The sequence below is a fragment of the Synechococcus sp. 65AY6A5 genome, from assembly GCF_002760415.1.
Classification (GTDB): domain Bacteria; phylum Cyanobacteriota; class Cyanobacteriia; order Thermostichales; family Thermostichaceae; genus Thermostichus.
In genome coordinates this window covers 902,032-925,854 of the sequence record NZ_AXUW01000001.1, presented here as the reverse complement: position 1 = coordinate 925,854, position 23,823 = coordinate 902,032, and the positions used below count along the sequence as shown (strand labels likewise).

The 23,823-nt window shown below is 62.6% G+C and carries 23 protein-coding genes and 1 tRNA gene; 7 read left to right on the top strand and 17 right to left on the bottom strand.

Annotated elements, in window-relative coordinates; genetic code table 11:
- Window positions 1–229: 229 nt before the first annotated feature.
- The 13 genes from SYN65AY6A5_RS04330 to rpmJ all read right to left on the bottom strand — a co-directional run bounded on the left by SYN65AY6A5_RS04330 (window position 230) and on the right by rpmJ (window position 9,901).
- Window positions 230–670 (bottom strand): Hsp20/alpha crystallin family protein, encoded by a 441-nt coding sequence (locus SYN65AY6A5_RS04330; protein WP_099883961.1) that lies wholly within the window; start codon window positions 668–670, stop codon window positions 230–232.
- Between the two features lie 184 nt (window positions 671–854).
- Complete coding sequence (locus SYN65AY6A5_RS04325; protein ID WP_099812119.1) at window positions 855–1,148, bottom strand: PepSY domain-containing protein; 294 nt, start codon at window positions 1,146–1,148, stop codon at window positions 855–857.
- A gap of 75 nt (window positions 1,149–1,223) precedes the next feature.
- A complete protein-coding gene (gene acnB / locus SYN65AY6A5_RS04320) occupies window positions 1,224–3,857 on the bottom strand; it encodes a bifunctional aconitate hydratase 2/2-methylisocitrate dehydratase (protein ID WP_099883959.1) in 2,634 nt (877 codons plus the stop codon).
- Window positions 3,858–3,931: 74 nt separating this feature from the next.
- The gene (prfA, locus tag SYN65AY6A5_RS04315; protein WP_011430291.1) at window positions 3,932–5,017 is read right to left on the bottom strand and encodes a peptide chain release factor 1; all 1,086 of its coding nucleotides are present in this window, start codon (window positions 5,015–5,017) and stop codon (window positions 3,932–3,934) included.
- 70 nt (window positions 5,018–5,087) lie between these two features.
- Entirely contained in the window at window positions 5,088–5,309 is a 222-nt protein-coding gene (gene rpmE, locus SYN65AY6A5_RS04310; protein ID WP_099812117.1) for a 50S ribosomal protein L31, read from the bottom strand.
- 77 nt (window positions 5,310–5,386) lie between these two features.
- Window positions 5,387–5,800: a 30S ribosomal protein S9 gene (gene rpsI / locus SYN65AY6A5_RS04305; protein WP_011430293.1), complete on the bottom strand. Its 414-nt coding sequence runs from the start codon at window positions 5,798–5,800 to the stop codon at window positions 5,387–5,389.
- Window positions 5,797–6,252 (bottom strand): 50S ribosomal protein L13, encoded by a 456-nt coding sequence (gene rplM, locus SYN65AY6A5_RS04300; RefSeq protein ID WP_011430294.1) that lies wholly within the window; start codon window positions 6,250–6,252, stop codon window positions 5,797–5,799. The genes rpsI and rplM overlap by 4 nt, the downstream gene beginning before the upstream one ends.
- Window positions 6,253–6,301: 49 nt before the next feature.
- On the bottom strand, window positions 6,302–7,165 hold the full coding sequence (gene truA, locus SYN65AY6A5_RS04295; RefSeq protein WP_011430295.1) for a tRNA pseudouridine(38-40) synthase TruA: 864 nt from the start codon (window positions 7,163–7,165) through the stop codon (window positions 6,302–6,304).
- A gap of 5 nt (window positions 7,166–7,170) precedes the next feature.
- On the bottom strand, window positions 7,171–7,521 hold the full coding sequence (gene rplQ / locus SYN65AY6A5_RS04290; protein WP_099883957.1) for a 50S ribosomal protein L17: 351 nt from the start codon (window positions 7,519–7,521) through the stop codon (window positions 7,171–7,173).
- A 72-nt stretch (window positions 7,522–7,593) separates the two neighbouring features.
- The gene (locus tag SYN65AY6A5_RS04285) at window positions 7,594–8,589 is read right to left on the bottom strand and encodes a DNA-directed RNA polymerase subunit alpha (RefSeq protein ID WP_011430297.1); all 996 of its coding nucleotides are present in this window, start codon (window positions 8,587–8,589) and stop codon (window positions 7,594–7,596) included.
- A gap of 122 nt (window positions 8,590–8,711) precedes the next feature.
- Window positions 8,712–9,098: a 30S ribosomal protein S11 gene (gene rpsK, locus SYN65AY6A5_RS04280; RefSeq protein ID WP_011430298.1), complete on the bottom strand. Its 387-nt coding sequence runs from the start codon at window positions 9,096–9,098 to the stop codon at window positions 8,712–8,714.
- Between the two features lie 88 nt (window positions 9,099–9,186).
- Window positions 9,187–9,570 carry a 30S ribosomal protein S13 gene (gene rpsM, locus SYN65AY6A5_RS04275; RefSeq protein ID WP_011430299.1) on the bottom strand — a complete coding sequence of 128 codons (384 nt, stop codon included), beginning with the start codon at window positions 9,568–9,570 and terminating at the stop codon, window positions 9,187–9,189.
- A gap of 214 nt (window positions 9,571–9,784) precedes the next feature.
- Complete coding sequence (rpmJ, locus tag SYN65AY6A5_RS04270; protein ID WP_011430300.1) at window positions 9,785–9,901, bottom strand: 50S ribosomal protein L36; 117 nt, start codon at window positions 9,899–9,901, stop codon at window positions 9,785–9,787.
- A gap of 167 nt (window positions 9,902–10,068) precedes the next feature.
- On the opposite strand from rpmJ, the gene SYN65AY6A5_RS04265 reads away from it, so the two are divergent.
- From SYN65AY6A5_RS04265 to SYN65AY6A5_RS04245, 5 genes are all read left to right on the top strand, one after another.
- The gene (locus tag SYN65AY6A5_RS04265; protein ID WP_240530979.1) at window positions 10,069–12,027 is read left to right on the top strand and encodes a carboxypeptidase regulatory-like domain-containing protein; all 1,959 of its coding nucleotides are present in this window, start codon (window positions 10,069–10,071) and stop codon (window positions 12,025–12,027) included.
- A 58-nt stretch (window positions 12,028–12,085) separates the two neighbouring features.
- Window positions 12,086–13,123, top strand: a complete 1,038-nt coding sequence (locus SYN65AY6A5_RS04260; protein ID WP_099883955.1) for a carboxypeptidase-like regulatory domain-containing protein — start codon at window positions 12,086–12,088, stop codon at window positions 13,121–13,123.
- Between the two features lie 186 nt (window positions 13,124–13,309).
- Window positions 13,310–14,962 carry a phospholipid carrier-dependent glycosyltransferase gene (locus SYN65AY6A5_RS04255; RefSeq protein ID WP_099812116.1) on the top strand — a complete coding sequence of 551 codons (1,653 nt, stop codon included), beginning with the start codon at window positions 13,310–13,312 and terminating at the stop codon, window positions 14,960–14,962.
- A gap of 108 nt (window positions 14,963–15,070) precedes the next feature.
- Complete coding sequence (locus SYN65AY6A5_RS04250) at window positions 15,071–16,120, top strand: Gfo/Idh/MocA family oxidoreductase (RefSeq protein ID WP_011430304.1); 1,050 nt, start codon at window positions 15,071–15,073, stop codon at window positions 16,118–16,120.
- Window positions 16,071–17,126 carry a sulfite exporter TauE/SafE family protein gene (locus tag SYN65AY6A5_RS04245; protein WP_240527664.1) on the top strand — a complete coding sequence of 352 codons (1,056 nt, stop codon included), beginning with the start codon at window positions 16,071–16,073 and terminating at the stop codon, window positions 17,124–17,126. Before SYN65AY6A5_RS04250 ends, SYN65AY6A5_RS04245 begins: the two co-directional genes overlap by 50 nt.
- 117 nt (window positions 17,127–17,243) lie before the next feature.
- Here the strand turns inward: SYN65AY6A5_RS04245 and pheA are convergent, their stop codons facing one another.
- The 4 genes from pheA to sppA all read right to left on the bottom strand — a co-directional run bounded on the left by pheA (window position 17,244) and on the right by sppA (window position 21,322).
- Window positions 17,244–18,143 carry a prephenate dehydratase gene (gene pheA, locus SYN65AY6A5_RS04240; protein ID WP_011430306.1) on the bottom strand — a complete coding sequence of 300 codons (900 nt, stop codon included), beginning with the start codon at window positions 18,141–18,143 and terminating at the stop codon, window positions 17,244–17,246.
- A gap of 3 nt (window positions 18,144–18,146) precedes the next feature.
- On the bottom strand, window positions 18,147–18,521 hold the full coding sequence (locus SYN65AY6A5_RS04235) for a late competence development ComFB family protein (protein WP_041438331.1): 375 nt from the start codon (window positions 18,519–18,521) through the stop codon (window positions 18,147–18,149).
- Between the two features lie 430 nt (window positions 18,522–18,951).
- The gene (gene alr, locus SYN65AY6A5_RS04230) at window positions 18,952–20,256 is read right to left on the bottom strand and encodes an alanine racemase (protein ID WP_240527663.1); all 1,305 of its coding nucleotides are present in this window, start codon (window positions 20,254–20,256) and stop codon (window positions 18,952–18,954) included.
- 25 nt (window positions 20,257–20,281) lie between these two features.
- On the bottom strand, window positions 20,282–21,322 hold the full coding sequence (gene sppA / locus SYN65AY6A5_RS04225; RefSeq protein ID WP_011430309.1) for a signal peptide peptidase SppA: 1,041 nt from the start codon (window positions 21,320–21,322) through the stop codon (window positions 20,282–20,284).
- Between the two features lie 248 nt (window positions 21,323–21,570).
- Here sppA and SYN65AY6A5_RS04220 point away from each other — a divergent pair.
- Window positions 21,571–21,643: transfer RNA gene (locus SYN65AY6A5_RS04220), tRNA-Ala, on the top strand.
- A gap of 659 nt (window positions 21,644–22,302) precedes the next feature.
- The gene (locus SYN65AY6A5_RS04215; protein ID WP_011430310.1) at window positions 22,303–23,820 is read left to right on the top strand and encodes a hypothetical protein; all 1,518 of its coding nucleotides are present in this window, start codon (window positions 22,303–22,305) and stop codon (window positions 23,818–23,820) included.
- The last annotated feature ends 3 nt before the right edge of the window (window positions 23,821–23,823 follow it).

Genomic DNA, 23,823 nt, shown 5'->3' with positions numbered 1-23,823 from the left:
GCTCTCGCTCCCCAGCCACTTCGCCCTCAAACTTATCCAACCCTAGGGGCAGAGGTCAAATCGGATCCCTGGGCTGGAGTAAGCTGGGGTCGCCCTCACCCCCAGCCCCTCTCCCAGAGGGAGAGGGGAGTTGAGGATCGAAAAGCCAAAAAACCCAAAAAGGTAGGCCACGAGCCTACCTCTGGGATCTGGATCTTGTTAAGCCAAAAGTGGCGCTCGCCTCCCCCCCTTAGGAGACAACGTTCACTTTGACCACTTGGGCTTTTTCGGAGTCCGCCTTGGGCAGAGTCAGGGTGAGGATCCCATCTTTGTATTCCGCTTTCACCTGATCGTGCTTGATCCGGTTGGGCAGCGGGATCACCCGTTGGAAGCGCCCGTAGCGGAACTCGGTGCGGGTTACGCCCTTGTCTTCGGAGCGTTTTTCAAAGCGCCGCTCGCCGCTGATGGAGACCGCTTCTGCCGTCGCCTGGATGTCCAGATCGTTGGGGTTCAAGCCGGGCAGCTCCAGTTTCAGGGTAATGGTTTCCGGATCATCGTGCATTTCCACCGCCGGCACAAAAGTATAGGCATCGGTCTCGGCGGGGCGAGCCATCAGCCGGTCAAACATCCGGTTCATTTCCCGTTGAATTTCGTCAATTTCCCGAAAGGGATCCCAGCGAACCAGAGCCATATCTATCCACCTCCTGAGCAGATTTTGGTTAACTTTTGGTTAGCTTCTCTTTAAGTTAAGATTTACTCACCAGGCTTTAGCCTAGCCTCTGTACATTAGGATAAGTGATCTGGCTGGCTCAAGAGGGCGAGTTTTCTGGAAATCGATGGGGGTATTTTCTCGCCCAAGGAATAGGAGAAAGCTGTCAGGAATCGGTGCGCTTGGGGGGGCGGTGGGATCTCGTCTGCAGCCACAAACTCAGGCCGGTAGCCACCATCAGCAACAGCCCCAAGCCGTTTAAGAACGGGTAGACGGCCTGCAGATCCAGAGGCCCCCATTGCCCTTTGTGGATTTGGATCAGCCAGTAGTAGTCGAAGTTGTCGTTGAGGCGGGCAATTTGGTAAAGGGATCCCGTTACCACCGTTACCACCAAGGGCAGAGCCAGGATGGGGGCCAGGGCGCGGTGGATCTGGCGGGCGAGTTTTCGAGGCGGGGCCATCAGGGTTTCTCCAAGGCTAAGGCCACCACCTTGCCATGGTAGCAGGGCAGCCCAAGCTGCCAAGCCCCCCTGGGTCTAGGGACGGATCCCGAGGGCTTCCTCCAGCTTGGGCATTTGCTCGCGGGGGATGACCCGCCCTTCGTCCTCAAAGCCGGGGATCTCGTGGAAGTTGAGGTAGCGGTACAGCTCGCCGGCAAAGGGCTGGATCTTGGTGGCGACGATCTCCCGGTATTCCTCAGGGGTAGGGATCCGGCCCAAGAGGGCGCAGGCGGCAGCCAGCTCGGCGGATCCCAGATAGACCCGCGCGTCTTTGCCCATGCGGTTGTTGAAGTTGCGGGTGGAGGTGGACATAACCGTGGCCCCGTCTGCCACCCGCGCCTGGTTGCCCATGCACAGGCTGCAGCCGGGCATCTCCGTCCTCGCCCCGGCAGCGGCAAAGGTGCCGTACACCCCTTCGGCGCGCAGTTGCGCCTCGTCCATGCGGGTGGGAGGACAGATCCAAAATTGGCGCACCTTGGCCCGCCCCTCGCCTTCCAAGATCTTGGCAGCGGCGCGGTAGTGGCCAATGTTGGTCATGCAGGAGCCAATGAACACCTCGTCAATGTGGATGGGCGTATCGGGGTTGCCGGCCGCGTGCTGGGCGTGGACTTCGCTCAGGGTCATCACCTTGTCGGGATCGTTGGGGGCACAGACGATCGGCTCGCTGATGGCGCTGAGGTCGATCTCGAGCACGGCAGCGTATTCGGCATCGGGATCCGCCTCCATCAGGGTGGGGTTGGCCAGCCAGGCCTCCATCTTGGCGATGCGCCGCAGCAGGGTGCGAGCGTCCTGATAGCCGCGGGCAATCATGTTTTTCAGCAGCACCACGTTGGAGCGCAGGTACTCGGCAACGCTCTCAACGCTTAGCTTAATGGTGCAGGCGGCGCAGTTGCGTTCCGCCGAGGCGTCGGTAAACTCGAAGGCTTGCTCCACCTTCAGATTGGGCAGGCCCTCGATCTCCATAATTCGCCCGGCAAAGACGTTTTTCTTGCCCTGTTTCTCGACGGTGAGCAGCCCCCGCTGGATGGCCACGTAGGGGATGGCGTGGACAATGTCCCGCAGGGTGATCCCGGGCTGCAGTTCCCCCTTAAAGCGCACCAGCACCGACTCCGGCATATTCAGGGGCATCACCCCCATGGCGGCGGCAAAGGCCACCAGCCCAGAGCCAGCCGGGAAGGAGATGCCCAAAGGGAAGCGGGTGTGGGAGTCGCCCCCAGTGCCGACGGTATCGGGCAGGAGCATGCGGTTGAGCCAGGAGTGGATGATGCCGTCGCCTGGCCGCAGGACGACACCTCCCCGCGAGGCAAAAAAGTCGGGCAGCTCTTTGTGAACCTGGATATCCACCGGCTTGGGATAGGCGGCGGTGTGGCAGAAGCTCTGCAGCACCAGGTCGGCGCTGAAGCCCAGACAGGCCAATTCCTTGAGCTCGTCGCGGGTCATGGGGCCGGTGGTGTCCTGGGATCCCACCGTGGTGATCAGCGGCTCGCAACTGGTGCCGGGGCGCACTCCGGGCAGCCCGCAGGCTTTGCCGACGATTTTCTGGGCCAGGGTATAGCCCTTGCCCGTGTCGGCGGGCGGGGTGGGGCGAATGAACAGGGGGGAGGGATCCAGCCCCAGGGCCTGGCGGGTTTTGTCGGTAAGGGCCCGGCCAATCAAGAGAGGGATGCGGCCCCCGGCCCGCACCTCGTCGGGCAGCGTCACAGGCTGCAGGGAAAAGGTGGTGAGGACTTGGCCATCCTCAGAGCGGATAACGCCCTCGTAGGGGTAGATCGTCACTACCATGCCCGTCTCCAGGCAGGAGACATCGCACTGGATGGGCAGGGCGCCGGCATCTTCGGCGGTGGTGAAGAAAATGGGCGCGATCGTGCCCCCCAGAATCACCCCGCCGGCCCGCTTGTTGGGCACATAGGGAATGTCGTGGCCGATGTGCCAGAGCAGGGAATTAAGGGCGGACTTGCGGGAAGATCCCGTGCCCACCACATCCCCCACAAAGGCCACCGGATGGCCGCGGCGCTTCAGCTCGGCAATGGCTGCTATCGCTCCCGGCGCCCGCGATTCCAGCATGCTCTGGGCATGAAGGGGAATATCGGGGCGGGTGGTGGCGTGGGCGGCCGGGGAGAGGTCGTCGGTGTTGATCTCGCCGGCAATTTTGAACACCGTCGCCGTGATCGCCTCGGCCAGGGGCGGCCTGGCGGTGAACCACTCCCCTTCCGCCCAAGAGTGGAGCACCTGTCGGGCATAGGCGTTGCCCGCTTGGCTCAGCTCCAGCACGTCGTGGAAGGCGTCGAAAACCAGCAGCGTGTGGCTGAGGGCGCGGGCCGCTGCGGCGGCAATTTCCGGTCGCTCATCCTGCAGCAGCTCCAGCAACACCTGGACGTTGTAGCCCCCCAGCATCGTGCCCAAGAGCTCTACCGCCCGCAGGGGGGTAATGAGGGGCGAGTGCACTTCTTCCTTAGCCACAGCGGCCAAAAAGCCCGCCTTCACATAGGCCGCTTCGTCCACCCCCGGCGGCACCCGCTCTGTAAGCAGATGCAACAAAAAGGCCTCTTCGCCGGCGGGGGGATCCTTGAGCAGCTCGCACACCTGGCTGGTCTGGGCGGCGTTCAAGGGCAGCGGCGGGATCCCTTGGGCCGCGCGGGCAGCAGCATGTTGGCGGTACTCGGCCAGCATGGGGAGGATTCCTTAGGTCACTCGATGTGGGTATTCATTCTACCGCCAGCTCGGCAGCAGCCAGCTCTGCCCCCTCAGGATAGCTCCGCCAACAGCTCTTTTTGGTATAGGCCAATACAAGCCTGGATCAACTCGTCCAGCTCCCCTTCCAAAATTGGCTCGAGCAGGAAGTTCTGGTTGAGGCGGTGATCGGTAACCCGGTTGTCTTTGTAGTTGTAGGTGCGAATTTTTTCCGAGCGCGATCCCGTTCCCACCTGCATGCGACGGGCGGAGCTGATGGAGGCCTGTTGCTCCTGCAGCTTCATCTCGTAGAGCTTGGCCCGCAAAATCTGCATCGCCCGCTGCCGGTTCTGCAGCTGGGAGCGCTCCTCGGTACAAAACACGCGGATGCCGGTGGGCTTGTGGAGGAGGTCCACCGCCGTTTCCACCTTGTTCACGTTTTGGCCGCCCGCCCCGCCGGAGCGCGCCGTCTTGATCTCGATGTCCTTCGGGTCGATCACCACCTCCACCTCGTCCACTTCCGGCATCACCGCCACCGTGGCCGTCGAGGTGTGGACGCGCCCCTGGGCCTCTGTCACGGGCACCCGCTGCACCCGATGCACGCCGGCCTCGAACTTCAGCTTGCTGTAGACCTGATCCCCGCGAATTTCCAGGATGGCCTCTTTGTAGCCTCCCATCTCTCCTTCCGAGAGGCTGGCCAGGCGCACCGACCAGCCCATCTTCTCGGCGTAGCGGGTGTACATGCGGGCCAAATCCGCCGCCCACAGGGCCGCCTCCTCGCCGCCGGTGCCGGCGCGGATTTCCAACATAATGTTTTTCTCGTCGTTGGGATCCCGGGGCAGCAGCAGCAGGGTCAGCTTTTCCTCCAGTTGTTCTTGGCGGACGCGCAGTTGCTCCAGTTCTGCCCTGGCCATCGCCTCCAGCTCTGGGTCGTCGGAAGCCACCTCCCGCAGCAGCTCTTCCGTCTGCTTCAGCTCGCGAGTGAGCTTTTGCCACTCGTGAAAGGTCTGGACGGTGGCTTCTAGGGAGGAGCGGGCCTTGGCAATCCGCTGCAGCTCAGCCGGATCGGTCGCCACATCGGGATCGGCCAGACGTACCGTCAGCTCCTGAAAGGTGGCTTCAACGTTTTTAAGCTGCTCGATGAGTTGAGCAGAGGCCATAGATCCAGTGTCAGCGAAGACTCACAGCAATGCCCAGCAAGGCAGAAAAGAAACTCAGATTGAAGCTCGGCTACTTAGCTTTCTTGCCGCCCATGCCGTACTTGCGCATGAACTTGTCCACGCGGCCTTCGCTGTCAATGATCTTCTGGCTGCCGGTGAAAAAGGGATGGTTGCCCGACCAAACATCGACCTTCAGCTCCGGCTTGGTGGATCCCACTGTCATCACCACTTCGCCGTTGCAGATGACTTTGGCTTCGGGATACCACTGGGGGTGTATTCCTTTTTTGGGCATGGCAATCTCCTCCTCTGGGCCTGTTCCTATACCCTTGTCTATCAACATCTAACTTGAAAAAGCAATGGCAGGGATCCCTAGCGCTTCGAGTACTGGGGAGCCTTGCGGGCCTTGCGTAGGCCATATTTCTTCCGTTCCACGGCGCGCGGATCCCGTTTTAGGTAGCCCTCTGTCTTGAGGGGGCCGCGGTTAGCCGGATCCACCTCGCAGAGGGCGCGCGCCACGCCCAACTTGATGGCATCGGCCTGACCGTGGACGCCGCCGCCATGAGCCCGCACCAAGATGTCGTAGGAGTTCTCTAGGCCGAGGAGCTCCAACGGCGCTTTCACACTGGCCAGTAGCGCCTCCTGGTATTGCAGGTATTGGTCGCCGGGCCTGTCGTTGATGATCAGCTTGCCGGTGCCGGGCACCAGGCGCACGCGGGCGACAGCCGTTTTGCGGCGTCCGGTTCCCCAGTAGACGGCTCGTTGGCTGCTGGCTGCTTGGGTCATACTTTGGCTCCTGGGATCGTGTGGATGGGGTAAACCTGAGGTTGCTGGGCCTCGTGGGGGTGGTGGGGCCCGGCGTACACTTTTAGCTTGGTGAATTGCCGCCGGCCCAGGCGGGTGTGGGGCAACATCCCCTTCACTGCTTTCTCAATCACCCGCTCCGGCAGGCGAGCTTGCAGTTGGGCAAAAGTCTCGACTTTCATGCCGCCGGGACGGCCAGAGTGGCGGCGGTAGAGCTTTTGGGTGCGCTTTTTGCCGGTGACCACCACTTTCTCGGCGTTGATCACGATCACGTAGTCCCCCGTATCCAGGTGAGGGGTGAAGTTGGGTTTGTGCTTGCCCCGCAGGAGCTTGGCCACAACCACGGCCAAGCGGCCGAGGCGCTGGTTGGCAGCGTCCACCAGATACCAGCGAGGGGTTAGAGTTTCGGGGGGAGGAACGGGAGTTGTGTTCATGGCAGCCAAGGATGACATCAACCGCAGAATGGAATGGACAAGAAAACGCCTAGGCCAGGGAAGAAACACACAAAGCCGCCGACCAATCGGGGGTTTTGGGCAACCCCTGCAGGGGCAAGGCCCAAAAGGGCGGCGAGTGAGCGAAGCGGCGGCCAAAGGGATCCCCAGCATAGCCCACATCCACCAGGCACAGCCCTTGCGGAGGGGCGCTGTAGCGGGTGCGCATCCGGCTCCAGTCGTTGTGTTGCCAGAGGTGGACAAATTGTTGTGGGCTGATCTCGCCACGGCCCACCACCTCCAGGGATCCCACCAGCAGCCGCATCATGCGGTAGAGAAAGCCGCTGGCCTGCACCTCGATGCTGATGAGATCCCCCAGCCGCTGGCAGAGCACCTCCTGCACCTGCACCCGCGAGTGGGGCCGGTCGGATCCCCGGCGGCGAAAGGCTTCTAGGCTGTGCTCGCCCAGAAGAGAGTTGAGGGCCTCCGCCATCGGCTCCACCTGCAAAGGCCAGCGCACCTGCCAGCTAAAGAGGCGCCAGAACACATCCGGCAGCTCCCGGTTCAGGATCAAGTAGCGATAGCGGCGCCAGCGAGCCGAAAAGCGGGCATGCCAGAAATCGGGCACCTGAGCGGAAGCCAATACCACCACATCTTCCGGCAGACAGTCGTTGAGCACCCGCGCCCACTCCGTCGGCGGGATGCCAGAGGTGGTGTCGAAGTGGGCCACCTGGCCCGAGGCATGAACCCCCGTATCGGTGCGACCTGCCCCGTAGAGGGCCACCGGGTGCCCGGCCCGCAACGCAATCGCCTCCTCCAGTACCCCTTGCACGGTGCGGTGGCCCGCTTGCCGCTGCCAGCCGCGAAAGCCGCTGCCGAGGTACTGAATTTTCAGGGCAATGCGACGGCTCTGCATGGGGCCTACACCAACTCGATGACCGCCATTTCTGCCCCGTCGCCCCGTCGACGCACCGTGCGCAGGATGCGGGTGTAGCCCCCAGGCCGATCGCGGTAGCGCTCCGGCGCTTGCTCAAACAGGGAGCGCACCAGCTCCTTGTCATAGATGTAGGCCAGGGCCTGCCGCCGCGCTGCCAGAGAGCCGTCCTTGGCCAGGGTGATCATTTTCTCAGTGGTGGCGCAAATGGCTTTGGCGCGGGCTTTGGTGGTCGTGATCCGCCCTTCCCGCAGCAGGGCCGTGGTCAGCGCCCGCATCAGGGCCTTGCGCTGGTCGGCGGGCTTGTTGAGGTGAGGGGTACGACGGCGGTGACGCATAGTAGCCTCTGCCTTTTATCTTGTGTCCTGTGGAGATGTTGACCGGTTTTGCCGCAGCGAGCCGGCAAGGCTCTACGTCTTGCTCCTTTCGCGGGGCAAGGTTAGGCCTAGGCGGTTCTTCAAAGCTTGCACCACCTCTTCCGCGGATTTTTGGCCGAAGTTTTTGATCTCCAGCAAATCCTCTTCGGTATAAACCAATAGATCCGCCACCGTATTGATTTGAGCGCGCTTCAGGCAGTTGTAAGCCCGTACCGAGAGCTGCAGCTCTTCGATGGGGATCTGGTTCTTCTGGTTATCCTCAGCTTGCCGGGGCTCTGGCGGGGTGTCGAAGCTGACCTCCTGCAGCGGCGAGAACAGGCCCACCAAAATGCGAGCCGCCTGGCTGAGGGCCTCCTGGGGGGTGAGGCTGCCGTTGGTCCAAATCTCCAAAATTAGGCGATCTTTTTCCAGAGATTGTCCCACCCGCGCCGCCTCAACGGTGTAGTTGACTTTGCGCACCGGCATGAAGACGGAGTCGATCTGGAGAAAGTCGATGGCCATCGATTTGCTGTCGGAGTAATCGACGGCACGGTAGCCACGTCCGCGGCCAATCATGAACTCCATTTCCAGGATCGCCCCTTCCGCCAAGGTGGCAATGTGATGGCGGGGGTTGATCACTTCCACCTCGCTGGGCAATTGCAGCTTCTCGGCGGTCACCTCTCCCGGCCCTTGTGCCACCAAACGGCCCACCTGCGTGTCGGGAGCGTTGGAGCGCAGCACCAGCTCCTTCATGTTGAGTAGGATCTCCATCACGTCTTCCCGCACCCCCGGCACCGTGGAAAACTCGTGGGTCACCCCGGCAATGCGTACAGCGGTTACTGCCGTCCCTTCTAGGTTGGAGAGCAACACCCGCCGCAGGGCGTTGCCCACCGTGATCCCTTGACCCCGCTCCAGTGGCCCCAGGGCAAATTTGCCGTAGTGAACGCCATTGGCTTCCTGATGGGATTCGACGCACTCGGTCTGGTAGGGAGCAGCACTAGAAGCGGCTTTGCTGCCCAGATTGTGGAGGGTTCGGCTGGTCTGCATCATAGAGTAGCCCCGTCCGTCTGGCTCAACATCTGTTTGGAGAACTTAGAAGACTGGAGGCCATGCCTCACATCCTGCAGGAGGGCAAGCCTGTCGCCAGCGCTTGGCCCGCCCTGGGGATCCCTTTAGACGCGCCGCCGCTTGGGGGGACGGCAGCCGTTGTGGGGAATGGGAGTGATATCTCGAATCAGGGTGATTTCTAGACCAGTGGCCTGCAGAGCGCGAATGGCGGTTTCCCGACCGGCGCCAGGGCCACTCACCATTACCTCAATCTGGCGCATGCCGTTCTCCATGGCCTGACGCGCTGCGCTCTCTGCCGCCATTTGGGCTGCAAAGGGGGTGCCTTTCTTGGCGCCCTTGAACCCCGTAGAACCTGCGGAGGCCCAAGACACCACGTCGCCATTGGGATCCGTGATGGTGACGATGGTGTTGTTGAAGGTGGACTGAATGTAGGCCACACCGTTGGGGACATTCTTCTTGACCTTGCGTCCGCGCCGTTGCTGCCGAGCCATGACCTGTGCGTCCTTTGAACAACTGTTTACATCCCGTTTTGCAGTTTGGAGAGGGTGGGAAACTCTGCCCGCCGCCCCAGCCGCGCCACTACTTCTTGGCGGGAGCTTTCTTCTTGCCGGCCACCGTCTTCCTGACCCCCTTGCGGGTGCGGGCGTTGGTGCGGGTGCGCTGGCCACGCACAGGCAGGTTCAGACGATGGCGGCGGCCCCGATAGGTGCCGATGTCGATCAGCCGCTTAATGTTCATCGCCTCCTGCCGGCGCAGATCTCCCTCCACCTGGTACTCGCCTTCTACCACTGCCCTCAAGGCGGCCACCTCGGCGTCGGTAAGGTCGCGGGTGCGGGTATCGGGGTTGATGCCGGTCTTCGCCAAAATTTGGCGGGAGCGGGTCAGCCCAATGCCGTAGATGTAGGTGAGGGCGATCTCGACTCGCTTGTCGCGTGGGATGTCAACTCCCGCAATCCGTGCCATGGTCGGTGGTACCTTTCAAACAAACTTAGATAAACTTGCTCCATAGGCCAGGCCGAGGTTGGCGGCGTGGAGCTTTGGCCGGAAGACGTCGCTGTTGAGGTGAGGAACCCAGAGTCTCCTCTCGCCAAGAGAGGGGTTGCTTGATCTTCCGCGGCGGCAGCAGGGCCGTTTGGATCTGTTCCCCACCGTCGGGCGCACTCCTCCATCCGCCCCTCTACCCCTGCCGCTGCTTGTGCTTGGGGTTGGCAGGGCAAATCACCATCACCCGGCCATGGCGGCGGATGACTCGGCACTTTTCGCAGATTCGACGGACGGAGGGCCGCACCTTCATGGTTTATCCTGACGAAACCAGCGAATATCCATTCTAAGGTCGCCGCGGCAGACTGTCAAAAATTGTTTGGGTTTTCTGACGTGAATCCAATAGGGAAGGGCGAGCAGGTTGGCTATGCTGGTTGGGCGCAGAAGCAGAGCAGGCGCGGTTGAGGAGCGAAGAAGGCGATGCGCTGGCAATGGCTGGTTGTGCTGATGAGCGGCGTGCTGGGCTTGGGATCCCCCGTGTTGGGGCAAGGGATCCCTTCGCCGGAAACAGGCTCTCCCGCTTCTGGGGGGAACCTCTCGGCGGACGGGAATGAACTGAGGACAGAGGGGGATTGGCTGTTGCCCTTGCCCAGCTCTGCCGATTGCCTCGATGCGGTGCCGGAGCGGGGCTGGCTGGCGGTGGGACTGTTGGAAGCGCAGGCAGTGGCGCTGCTGGATGGGGCGAGCGGGGATCCCTTGTGGCAGGTGGCGGTGGGGTTTGCCCCCGGCGTGGTGCGGGTGGATGCGGCACGGCAGGTGGTCTATGCCGCCGGCCCCCATGCTCCTGGGGTGGTGGCCCTCGATCTGCTCACCGGAGAGCTGCTGCAGGCCTACGGGCTGCCGGCGGGGGTTCTGGACATGGCTGTGGATGCGGCCAGGGGGCGGGTTTTCGCCTCCCTGCCCGCCGCCCAAAGCTTGGCGGTGATTCCCGCTCCGAACCGCCAACGGCATGGATCGGAGCCGCCGCAGGCCCGCAACTTGCCGCTGCCGGGGCCACCTTTGGCTTTGGCCTATGCCCCAGAGCGGGGATCCCTGTTTGTCGGCCTGGCTGGGGAGGATCCCCTCAGCCTGCTGGTGGTCAACCCCGACAATGGAGAGCTGCTGGCCCGCTGGCGCGGCGGCAACACGCCGGAAGCCATGGTCCTAGATGCGCAACAGCAGCGCCTGGTGGTGCTCAACTCGGGCAGCCAAGATCTGACGGTGCTGGATCTGGATCGCAGCGGCGAGGCTCTGCAGCGGATTGGCTTGGATTGGCGACCGACGCGGCTGGCCCTTTCTCCCGATGGCCGCTGGGCCTACGTGACCTCCCGCAACAGCGACCGCCTGCAAGTCGTGGATCTGGAGGCGGGGCGATTGGCCGCCTCGCTGCGGCTGGAGGGGCAGCCAACGGGTCTGGTGAGGCTGGGCGATCGGGATCTGTGGGTGGTGGCGGCAGGGATCCCGGCTTTGCGGCGTCTGGTGGATATTGAGGCTCAAGTTGGCGAGCGCGAGACCGAGGCCCAGATCCCCTCTTCAGGCAACCGCGGGGTGGTGACGGGGCGGGTGCTGGACATTGCCGGCCAACCCGTCCAGACGGGGGTTTTGCGCCTGGCCGCCACCTCTACCCAACCCCAGCAGACGGTTCGCATCGCCGCCGACGGCACCTATGTCCTGCCGGAACTGCCGGCGGGGCTGTACCTGGTGGATGTGGAGGTGCCGGGGTTTCCGCCCACCAGCACCCAGGTGGAGGTGCGGGCCGGTTTTGTATCCAGCCAAGATATTCGCCTGCCGCCGGGGCAGCCGGCCCGCCAGCCGGAGGGCATTGGCCTGTTGCCGGATGAGCCGGTTTACTCGGATGAGCTGGCCCGCCACCTCAGCCTGGCCCTGAAGGAGTTACAGCCGCAGCGACCCGTGATCCTCCTCAAGGGGCCACTGGGGCCGGATCCCCGCTTTGAGCCGCTTTTGCCCCTCGTCCAGGATCTGACACTCTTGGATCGGGATGAGCGCTACACCGCCGACTTGGCCAAGCTGAAGGCCGTTGGCGATGCCCTGGGCTTGCGCTACATCCTCTTGACTCACCTGCAGATCTCGCGGGATTACAACCGCCAGGGCAGCCCGCTGCTGAATACGGCCTTGCGCTTTCTGGCGCCGACGGTGCCGGTGGAAATTCCCAATTTCACCCCCAACCAGTTGCGCAGCCGCGGGGTGGTGGTGGTGGTGGACTTGCAGCGGGATCGACCGGGGGATCGGGCTCGCTACTACGAGGCCTATGGCCGGGACGACGTGGGCGGGGATCCGCTGTTTGAAGATGCGGCGGCGGGCCTGTTTCGGCTGCAGGTGCGCAACATGGTGCCCGTCTTTATCCAACAATGGCAGGCCAACAATCCCTTTGCGGGGTGAGGATCCCTGCAGCAGGATTTTGTCTCTCCAGAACCCACTGCGATTAGGGGATGTCGCCATGCCTTTCTTCTTCCTCACTTCGCTGCGGCGCAGGGTCCGCTTGGGCAGTCTGGTTCTCTGGTGCTGGCTGGCACTGACTCCAGGAGCGCTGGCCCAGGCGCCGGCCACCCCCCTTCCCCGTTTCACGCCGCTGTTTCCTTCTCATAACAGAGATCAAGCGGGATCCCAGGCGCGGCTGGTGGGCCAGGTGAGCAACAGCCTGGGTCAGCCGGTGGCCGGGGCGCAGGTGCAGTTGGAGGGCTTGGAGAACCTCGATCAGCCGATCCAAACGGACGAGCAGGGGGCGTTTGAGCTCAACCAGGCTCCTGCCGGACGTTGGATGTTGACCGTATGGCACCCCGACTACGAAATAGTGCAACAGGAGATCCTGCTGCAGGCGGGCCTGACCACCCCTGTAGATGTGGTTTTGCAGGTGCCCATCCGGCCCCAACCCCGGCGTCGCCTCGGCGTTTTGGGAGTGGGAGGACTGGAGCACACCCAGCTTTTAGGCCAGCGCCTGGCCATGGAGGCAGTGCGCCTGGGCCTGATCCCCAATAGCGAGAAGGTGGTGCCCCTGGACAACCGCCGCCTGCAGCCGATTCTGCGCCAGGTGGGCTGGCCGATCTACGAGCTGTTTGAGTGGGATCGCCGCAAGCCGGAAGCGGTAGGCCAGTTTTTCGATTACCTAGGCCTGGAGGCCATCGTCATCGCCCGCGTCGATGTCCTCACCCGCCCGGCCTCGCCCACGGAGGTGAGCCTGCGCTCCCGCAGCCGCCTAGAGCTGTGGCGGTTTGACGAGCAGGGCAACCTCGTGGCGGAGGTATTGGCGGAGGCCAGCCGCGACCAGGTGGAGCGGGGCAACCTCAACGCCGCTGAGCTGGCGCAGCTCTACCAAATCCAGGTCACCCAAATCGCCGCCGAAATCGGATCCCGCTGGCAAGCCAATCACCCCCTGGCCTCCTACCTAGAACTGGCCCCAGGCGAGGCCCCACCCCCGCCCTCGCGCCTGGATACAGCGGTGGAGCTGGTCATCCCCACCCCTACACCCACTCCCTAGAGCTCGCCCCCTCCCGTAGCCCCAGAAGTGGGGGTTCCAAGCAGCCGCTGTCAGCCCTATGCCCCGCAAAGTCGGAGCAAATGGCTGTTCTCGAGATCCTCCAGCTCTTCTAGGGAAGTCCAAAGAAGGGGAGCAGGGGCTAAAGTAACACTGGGGATCCTCGCCGTTTGTTGTTGGCTGCTGCCCATGAGTTCCGAACCCAACCCTCTTGCCGAAGATCGAGATCTAGGCCCGGAAGGAGATGAGCTGTCGCCAGCGTCTTCCGAGGGCGTTGGTGGAGTGGGATCCGGCGATCCTCCCGCTGCAGCAGAGCTCGCCACTTCCTCGTCCGCTTCTGCCTTGGTCGGGATTTGGCCGGAGGGATCCCGCCGCTGGCTGCTGGGGGGAGCGCTCGCCATCTTTCTGGTGGGCCTGGGGCTGCGCCTGTGGCGACTGGCCGAGTTGCCGGCGCCGGTGTTCGACGAGGTGTACTTTCCCAAGTTCGCCCAGAACTATCTCGACGGCGAGCCCCTCTACGACGTGCATCCGCCGCTGGGGAAGTACTTCATCGCCCTCAGTATCCAGCTTTTTGGCCGCAACGAGTGGGGCTTTCGCCTGGCCACCGCCTTGTGCGGATCCCTGATCCCGCTCTTGCTGACCGGCTTGGCCTACCGCCTCACCTATCACGTGGGCTTTGCCCTGTTGAGTGGGGCCCTGCTGCTCACGGACGGGGTGTTTCTGGTGGAGTCCCGCTTTGGCCTGATTAACGTGTACCTGGTGGCTTTTGGCCTGGCGGCCACCATTCTGCTGCTAAGCGGGCTGGAACGCCGCGGTTGGCAACGGGCCGTTCACCTGACCGGCTCGGGGATCCTCCTGGGGGCGGCGGCTTCCGTGAAGTGGAACGGCCTCTGGTTTGCCTTCATGTTTGCCCTGTTGGGGATCCTTGTTTGGGCGGTGGTCTGGCTGCGCCCGCAGTGGATCCCGCGTCTGGGCATTTTGATCCAAATCCGCCACCTGCGCTGGTGGCACTATGCCTTTTGCTTTGTCCTTGCGCCGCTGGCTTTCTACGCCATCCAGTGGATCCCCCACCTGCAGCTCAACCCGCAGCAGGGGCTAGCCCTGGGTTGGAGCTGGACTGGGATCCAGAATTACTTTCGCTCTCTAGTGCTCATCAATCAGGCGGTTTACAGCGGGCACCTGCATGCCGATCTCGTGGTGGACGAAAACACCCCCGTTCACCCCTACTGCTCCACCAGTTTGCGATCCCTGGTGGCCTGGTTCCCGGCGCTGCGCCCTTGGCTGACCACCCCCTTGGCCTCGGCAGGAGCCTGGTCTTGGCCGATTATGGGCCGCCCGGTGGGCTACTACTTCGCCGCGCAGGGCGACCTGTGGCGAGTGGTCCACGGCCTGGGCAATCCCTGGCTGTGGTGGCTGGGGACGGGATCCATCCTGGTGCTGGTCTGGCGGGGGATCCGCCGCTTCCATGGCGTGGAAGCCTTTATCTTAATTGGCTATGCGGCCAACTACCTGCCCTGGTTTATCGTCAGCCGCTGCGTTTTCATCTACCACTACATGAGCGCTCTGGCATTTAGCACCCTGGCCCTGGCCTGGCTGGTGCTGCTGGGCTGGCAGAGCTATCGCCGCTTCTGGCGCGGGGCGAGCATCACGGCAGTAGCCTTGGTTTTGGCGTCTTTTCTCTTCTTTTTCCCTGTTTGGTTTGGCCTTCCCCTCAGCCCCGGCGGATTTTATGCCCGCATGTGGTTCCGACCCACCCCTGTGCCCCTATTCTGCTTCAGTCCCCAAGCCTGCGAGCGGGCCCCCCTGCGCCTGCCGCCCATTCCCGGCTTGAACTGGATTTGAGGAGGGCATGGTAAGCTTTGTGCAGTTTGTTTCAGGAGTAGCTGCGCTTCGTTGCCCAAAGGCGGGGTGCGGTTTGTCAAGCGCTTGTGGTGGAGGTAGTGGAAACCTATGGCTCGATCCTGCCCGCGTCCTGCCAACTCTCCCCGCCGTTACCCCGGGCAGCCGGTGCCTGTGGGCGTCATTGGAGTCGGCAACATGGGCCAGCACCACGCCCGCGTCTTCAGCTTGATGAAGGATGTGCAGGTCGTAGGGGTAGCCGATATCAATGTGGAGCGGGGTTTGGATGTGGCCAGCCGCCACCGCGTTCACTTCTACGAGGATTACCGCGACCTGCTGCCCCACGTAGCGGCAGTAGCCATCGCCGTGCCGACGGTTTTGCACCACGAGGTGGGCATCGCCTGCCTGGAGGCGGGGGTCCATGTGCTGATCGAAAAGCCCATTGCCGCCAGCATCGCTGAGGCAGAATCCCTGGTGAACCGCGCTGCCGATTGCAATTGCATTTTGCAGGTGGGGCACATCGAGCGTTTCAGCCCCGTTTTTCAAAAGCTGGGCCAAGTTTTGCAAAGCGAAGAGCCGCTGGCCTTCGAGGCCCACCGCCTCAGCCCTTACTCTGACCGGGCCAGCGACGTGTCGGTGGTGTTCGACCTGATGATCCACGACATCGACCTGTTGCTGGAGCTGATCCCCTCCCCAGTAACCCAAATTACCGCCAGCGGCAACCGCGCCTCCAAGCTGGGCTACCTGGACTACGTCACTGCCACCCTCACCTTTGCCAACGGTGCCATCGCCACCCTCACGGCCAGCAAGGTTACCCATCGCAAGGTGCGCAAAATTGCCGTCCACTGCAAAAATGCCCTGGTGGAAGCCGATTTTTTGCACAACGAGATCTCCATCTATCGCCAGGGATCCAGCAGCAGCGACTACGGCCAGGTGTCCTACCAGCGGGACTGCCTCATCGAGAAGGTTCACATCGAACCCATTGACAAGCTCCACGCCGAGCTGGAGCACTTTATCAACTGTGTGCGGGGGGGCAGCCAGCCGTCGGTGGGCGGGGAGCAGGCCCTGAAGGCCTTGAAGTTGGCTTCCGAGGTGGAGCGGATCGCCTTAGATGGATGCGCCTGGAGGGAGGCCAAACCCTGCCGCAGCTTTTTGTCTTAGCTTTGCCGCCGGCCTCCAGGCGGGGGCAGGTGGTATCTTCTGCCAGCCGGTCATGGGTGGGGAGGGCGAGGAGGGCAGAGGCTTTGTGGAGAGGCAAGGTCGGGCAATCGTGGTAGAAGAGGGGTTGGCCTTAGCAATCGGCGGCCTGGCGGCAGGGATCCTGGCCGGTTTTTTGGGCATTGGCGGCGGGACGATCTTGGTGCCCTTGCAGGTGAGCTTGGGGATCCCGCCGCTGCAGGCGGTGGCCACCAGCAACTTTTCCATTCTCCTCACCTCCTTGGCCGGCAGCATCCAAAACTGGCGCATGGGGATGCTGGATCCCAAACGGGTAATTTTGCTGGGGATCCCGGCTCTGTTTACGGCGCAGGTTGGGGCGATCCTCGCCAGTCGCCTGCCCGGCTATCTGCTACTAGCGGCCTTTGGGGTGCTGTTGCTGGCGAACATTTACCTGGTGGAGCTGCGCAAAACCGTGGTCGCCCACGCCCAAGCGTTGGAGAGGCCAGGGGTTGCTGCCGGGGGGACGGACGACGCTGGAGAACTCCGCGACCGCCCTGCTGCCGAGGGGCAGATGCCGCGGTGGCTGGCCCGCACCCTCACCGGTGGCGCTGCCGGCTTGTTGGCGGGGCTTTTCGGCATCGGCGGTGGCGTCATCCTGGTGCCCCTGCAGATCCTGCTGTTGCGAGAAACCCTCAAGGTGGCCATCCAAACCAGCTTGGGGGCAATTGTTCTCACGGCAACTGCTGCTACCCTCAGCCATGCGGGCCTGGGCAACTGGATGGCGAACGCGCTCGGCTTTGGAGATGGCACCATCCGCCAGAATGTGCTCTGGATCCCGGGCCTGATCCTGGGTGCAGGTGGGTTGGTCGGCGTCCAGATCAGCACCCGCACCCTGCCCAAGCTGCCGGATGAGATCGTCGGCCTGCTTTTTCGAACCTTTCTCGCCGGGCTTTCCCTCTACGTTTTTTGGCAAGCCTGGCAGGACTACCAAGCCCTGGACAACCAGTAGCAATTCCCAACTTCGACGCCTCACCCTCCCCTATTCTTTTAGCGTATCTGGGTCTAGGAGGGGAGGGAAAGGCTTCGGGATCCCCGCAGATAGCAAGTCGGGCCTGGCCGGCCTGTCCTATTCTGAGTTGCAAGGACGACGCTCGCTCGGCTTGCTGAGGTCGTGGACGGGGTAGCTGCCGAAAAGCTTCAGGGTTTCTGCGATCGCTTCCAGGGCAGCGATTACCTCTGCATCCAGATAGGGTTGGCCGACCGGATTCTCCAGATCGACAAAAAAGACATAGGTCCCCGCCGATTTCTTGGTGGGGCGCGACTCAATGCGCGACATATTGAGGCCCCGCTCTGCAAAGACTTGCAGCGGCTTTAGCAGCGCCCCTGGCACATTGTGGGGCAGGCTGAAGGCCAAGGAAGTATGGGATCCCCCTGGCGAGGAACGGCGACGGCCCACCACCCAAAAGCGGGTGCAGTTATCCGGGTGGTCGTTGATGGGACAGGCCAAAACCGGCAGTTGGTAGAGCTCAGCGGCCCGCTCTGAAGCAATGACGGCAGCGTTGGGCTGTGCTCGCAGCCGCTCCAATTCTTCGGTGGTGGAGCGGGTTGGAATCAAGGTCGCCCGGGGCAGATGGGATCCCAGCCAAGCCTGACATTGGGCCAAGGCTTGCGGATGGGAATAGACCTGCTCGATCTGCTCCAGCCGGGAGGCGCAGCCGATGAGGGCATGGCGGATGGGCAGGATCAGCGCCTGGCGAATGCTCAGCCCCTCCAGTTGCCAGAGGGCATCCAAGGTCATCGAGACCCCGCCCTCAACGGAGTTCTCCACCGGCACCACCGCCCATTCTTGCTCGCCCGCAGCCACGGCTGCCAAGCAGGCGCTAATGGTGGGGTAGGGCACCAGAGGATGGGACCCCTGGCTATGGAGATGGGGCTGCTCGGGACAGGCGAGCAGAGCGGCCAACTCCGTGTAGGTTCCAACAGGGCCGAGGAAGGCTACCGGCGCAGAGGAGACGATTAAAGCCATTCTTTAGTTTTGTTTGCGAGTGTCGCTAGGAGCCAGCTCTAACTCTACTGCCTCGACGTTGCGCTGCAGCGGGCAATCAGGCTCTGGGCAACGGGGATTTGCCGCCACTATCTCCATAGCCTTCCCCACCTCCCGCCGAATCAGGCTCTGCAACTCTTGATCTGCTTGGATGGCTTCCAGGGTGTATATGGAGCCTTCAAAACTGGTGGTGTAGCGGGGCTGGAGGTTGTTGAGGGCCAAGGCGGCGGCATCGTGACAGAATCTCTCACAGGAGCAGTAGCGCTGCTGGCTTTCCAGGAGCAGCAGCTCGTTCACCATCTCCAGAACAGCCCGCTCCATCTGATTTTCCAACCTCTTCAGAGGTTTGCGTGCCTCCATGGCTGCCTCCCGATGTCACTGATCCCGCCGCCAGTCCTCATTTTCCCAAAAACAGGACGGTTCTCGGCTTACTTCTGAGGCTGCTATATCCTTCACTACTTGACAAGTCAGGAAAAGCTACCCTACGTAAACTACCCGACTCCGACCGCCCCCCAACCCCCTGTATACGGGGGGCAGGGGGGCGGGGGGATATAGGGGGCTCCTGCGGTTTCTAGCTCAACAGGAAGAGAAGTGACCGCAAACCCCCAGGCGCCGACGCGGCCAGCTACAATTTCACCCCAACTCCTCTGCTGGCGGGAGTCAGTTCTCACTTGCTAGCCCCTCTACCAGAATTGAGGGGGGAGGTAGGGATCCGAACCCACGCTTAAAACCTCGCCTGCATTTGCTGCTACCATAAACCGCCCAACAAAAACGTGCCATAGCGTCAACGTCAGCTAGCTTCCCCGAGCACGTTGACCAGCACTCTCGGCAGGCGGGCAGAAAGTCCGCACAGCAGTTCATAGGAAATGGTGCCCAACTGATCCGCCCAATCCTGGATTGAGAAACCCGCACTCGCCAGATGGGGGCCCAGCAGCTCCACCACATCACCCACCTGAATATCCGGCCTCTCGGTGACATCCCACATGCACTGATCCATCGTGATCGTGCCCACCTGCTGGATCAGGCTGCCGCGCACCCACCCCCGCAGCCAGCCGGAAAGCCGCCGTGGGATCCCGTCGGCATAGCCGATGGCCAGTGTGGCAATGCGACTGGGGCGAGAAGTGACGTAGCGATGGCCATAGCTGACGCCGGTGTGGGCGGGTACGGTTTGGATGTGGGTCAACCGCGCTTTGAGGCGCAGGATCGGCCGCAACCCCGGCACCTGCAGGTGCGGGGCAGGAGACAAGCCGTAGAGGGCCAGCCCCAACCGCACGCGGGGATAGTGGAGATGGGTTAGGGCGCCGGCGGAGTTATCCAGATGCAGGGGGGGCAGGGGATCCCCGGCCTGGCGGATCTGCTCCACCACCTGGGCGAAGCGGGCCTCTTGCTGGGCCATCACCGGAGAATCGGGCTCATCTGCCGTTGCGAAGTGGGAAAACAGGCTACAGCCTTCCAGCTCGGGGATCCGGCAGATCTGCCCCCACACGGCGGCGGCCTCTTGCCAGGGAATCCCCAGGCGGGTCATGCCCGTATCGACGTTGACGTGGACAGGAACAGGCCGCCCGGCCCAACGGGCCACCTGGCGCATCACGGGGATCTGCTCGGCCCGGGTGAGGCTGACCTCCAGCCGCGCAGCCATGGCCTGCTGCAGCTCGGCCCAGGTATTCAAAGCCCCCAACACCAAAATCGGGGCCTGGAGGCCGGCCTGCCGCAGCTCGATCCCTTCTGCCAGGGTGGCCACACACAACCCCTTGGCACCGGCAGCGAGGGCTATGGGAGCCACCAAGCGAGCTCCATGGCCGTAGGCATTGGCCTTGACCACTGCCCAGATCTCAGTGTCTGGCGACAGGCGCGCCTGCAACAGACGCAGATTTTCTCGCAATTGGGCTGCGTCAATTTCCACCCATGCCCGGCTGGTCAGCAGCTCCAGCTCTGGGTTGAAATCCGGCCAGAACCCCGTCTCGCCGACGGGATCCGCTCCCTGGGATCCCTGGCTCTGGGTCCACGAGGCGGACGCCGTGGCCAGGGGGCTATGCCCTGCCGTCGCCAGCGCAGAAGCGTCGTCCGGCGTGTGATCCACAGCTTCACCCCTCACACCAAGCCTATGATCACTGTCAGGTTTAGCGCAAAGTCCACCCGGGCGCCATCCACAGCAGCGGCACTTCCGGGATCCCGGCCACCTCGTGGCTCCCCAACAGTCGAGCGGGCCAGAGATTTTGCCCTTGCGGAGGCAGTCCTTGGCTCAATAGTCGCTGCAGGGCGCGTTGGAAGGGATCTCTCGCCGTTGCTGGCGACAAAGAGGGATCCCCGGTCATGCGCCGCAGATCTTCCACGGCTTCGGCATATCCTCCCAGGGCATCTACCAGGCCCAACTCCACAGCCTGCGCCCCGGTGAAGATGCGCCCATCGGCCAACTGGCGCACCCGCGCCTCATCCAAGCTTTGCCGTCGGGCGATCATCTCCGCATCCAGCACCTTTTCTGCCCCTTTGTCCGGCAAGCGCTGGCGTCCGCGGGCCACATCGCGAACGAACTGGTCGAGGGTATCCTCCACCAACTCTTGCAGCAGACGTTGCTCTTGGGGGGTGGCAGCCCGGAAAGGGGAAAGAATGTCTTTGTACTCGCCGGTTTTGAAGGTCTGCGGCTCTATGCCGTAGTTGTCGAGCAGTTTGCCAAAGTTGAGGCCGCTGATGATCACCCCTATGCTGCCGGTCAGGGTGCCCGGGTTGGCGTAGATCTTGTCGGCAGCACTGGCTACATAGTAGCCGCCGCTGGCGGCAACGTCTTCCATGACGGCAATCACCGGCTTGCCGGCTTCCCGCAGAGCCGTGACGGCGCGGTAGAGCTCCTGGCTGGATCCCACAGCCCCGCCCGGGCTGTTGATGCGCAGCAATACAGCCTTGACGGCGCGATCCTCGACAGCTTCCCGCAACTGATCTAAGGGAGAGGTGGGCAAACCTACCAAAGTCGAGCCCCGTGGCCCTCCTATCGTTCCCTCGATGGTAACCACCTCAATGCGATTCGCCCCTCGAGGGGCCTCTAGCCCGACGCCACCCCGAACCGACTCTGCGGCAGGTCGTGTGCCGCCAATAACAGCCGCAATCAGGCAGACCACCAGCAAGGAAGCGGCCAAAAGGCGGTTAAGCTGAGATCCCTGTGTCACAAGCCCCCCAATGTCGCTGACTCCGTTCTATCACCCGGCAAGCTCCTGCAACAGAGGGCAGGAGCCAGGTGGATCCAATCTCCACTTTTGCAAGTGGACGCTCCAACCCAACTCTTGACAAGGATCTCCCGTCTATTTAGGATAGATTCCCGTACTTTTCACCGCCAAAGCAGCTTCTACAGGCTAAAATTGTAGTCTGGAGCGGGCATAAATCAATTGCCCAGGCTCTTGCCGGAAGGCTGCATCTTGGGGCTTTAGCTCAGTTGGTAGAGCACTTCAATGGCATTGAAGGGGTCAGCGGTTCGAGTCCGCTAAGCTCCATTGGCCTGATAGCATCCGAGGCCCAGCAAATGGTCACTCCTTCCCTCCGACCGGAGGAGACGGCTTCGGCCATGGGATCCCCGCCTTGCGGGAGGTATCTGAGCCGCCGTGAGGCAACCCGGCCATGGTCGCCCCCCTTTCCCCGTATACGGGGGGAAGGGGGTACGGAGCGGGGCTCCTGCGGCTTCTGGCTGACGCTGCCTCAATCCCTTGCAGATCTGCGCCGATCCCTGGGCGAAGGGCCCCTGCCATTGGACAAAGATGCTCTAAAACGCCGCCGAATTATAGGGTGCAACTAAATAAAAAATGGTGCAAACTATTGGTGGTGGCAGGCTGGAGGGATCCCGGGCAGCGATAGTGTGTACTGCGGGTGAAGCAAGGGGGGCAATCGTAGCAAGCTCTCAAGGCAACCCCAGGCCGCAGCTGACCTCTGGGGGGAAGGGAGACGTCTTCTGGCGAAAAAACGGCCAAACAGAGGTTCCGCTGCCAGCTCAACTCCCTGATGAGGAGCCCCCAAGACAAGAAGGGCGGCCAACAGGCCTCGGAATCGGAAAGAAACCTTACAAGATCCCTCCCCTGGCTTGAACCCACCGGAAAACTTCTCTATACTGCAGGGAACTTTATCCTGTACCTCCCCTTCTTCATCTTCGCTTTAACCTATGCGTGCTCCCTCCTCAGGCGACTCGGATCCCACCTTTCCCGAAGCTCAAGCCGGCCAGTCGGCCAAGGACTCCGTCCCGCTTACGCGAACGGAATCGGATCCCAATCCAGAGCGGCATTCGGCCCTGAGGCAGCGGCAGCAGTTGGAGGCTCGGCTACTCGAAGCCGAAGCGGAGCTGCAGGAGCGGCGTGCCCTTCAGGAAAAGCTACAAGCTGAAGTAGAGGCGCTGCACAGTCAACTGGCCGAGAGGGAACTGCAGTCTCGCAAGCAGCAACAGCAGATAGAGCTCTTGCAATTGAAAGCCCAAACGCCTGCAGACGCTGCTTGGGAAGCCGAATGCCGAGCCCTGCGCCAGAAGGTGGCCGAGCAAGAAAAGGCGCTGCAGGAGCGGGAACATGCCCTGCGCCAGTTGCAACAGACTTTGGCAGAGCAAAAAGTTCAGCTCTCGGAGCAGGAAGCTCAGCTGGCGGCGCGGCAACGCCTCAACGAGCGGCAGCGCCAAGATATCGAAGCCCTACAGGAGCAGATCGAGCAGCTACGGCTGGCCCATGCTCAGGAGCGCCGTCAGTGGGAACACCGTCAGCAGGAGCTACAGGCTTCTCTGGTGGAAGCTCAAGACCTGGCGGAAAAACGGGTGGAGATGTTGCAGCGTTTCAAGGCAGAGCTTTCGTTGGCCCGCACCCAAATTGCAGAAACTCAGGCGGAGCTGAACAGCCTGCGGGCTCTGTACAACGACCAACGGGCAGCCTGGCAAGAACAGCGGGAACATCTCGAGGCGCGTCTGGCGGGCTATGCCGAGACAGAGGCGGAAGCGGAGCAGCGCTGGCAGGAACAACGGCAGGAATTGGAAGCGGCGCTGGCCGATGCCCAGGCGCAACTGGCCGCTTTGCAAGCTCAGCAAGAGCAATGGCGTCAGGACTCCCGGGAGCAGCAACAGCAGTGGCAAGCCCAGGTCGAAGCGCTGCAAGCTGCCCTCGCCCAAGCGCAGGCGGAAATTGCCCATTGGCAGCAGGAGCACCGCCGTCTGGAGGAACGGTACGCCCAGGCCCAGCAGCGCCTCGGCGATCTGGAGCAGCGGCTCCAAGCAGCTCTGGCCCAGCTTGCCGACCAACCCACCTGGCAATCGCAATTGCGCTCTGCCCAGATCGCCGTCACCCATCTGCAGGAGCAAACAGAGGCCTTGGAGGGGCAGGTGAGGGCCCTGCAGGCGGAACGCGCCGCCCTCGCCGAAGAAAACCGCTCCCTGAGAGAGAAGTACGAGCAGCAGCAGATGCACCTGCTCAGCCTGAAGACGGCTTTGGAGCGCAAGGGAATAGACATCCCGCCTCGCGCTGGTGCAGCGGCTCCCAATGCTGCCGACACGCCAACACGGTCTGAGTCTCTCGCTTCGCTCCAGGCCGCCAAGCCCAAGTCTGCCCTATGGACTCCGTCCCGCTTACGCGAACAGTCCCGGCCTTTGCTGGCTCGCCCTGATAAGCGGGCAGTGGATCTGCCGCGGTTCTTGCCCCGACCGTGAGGG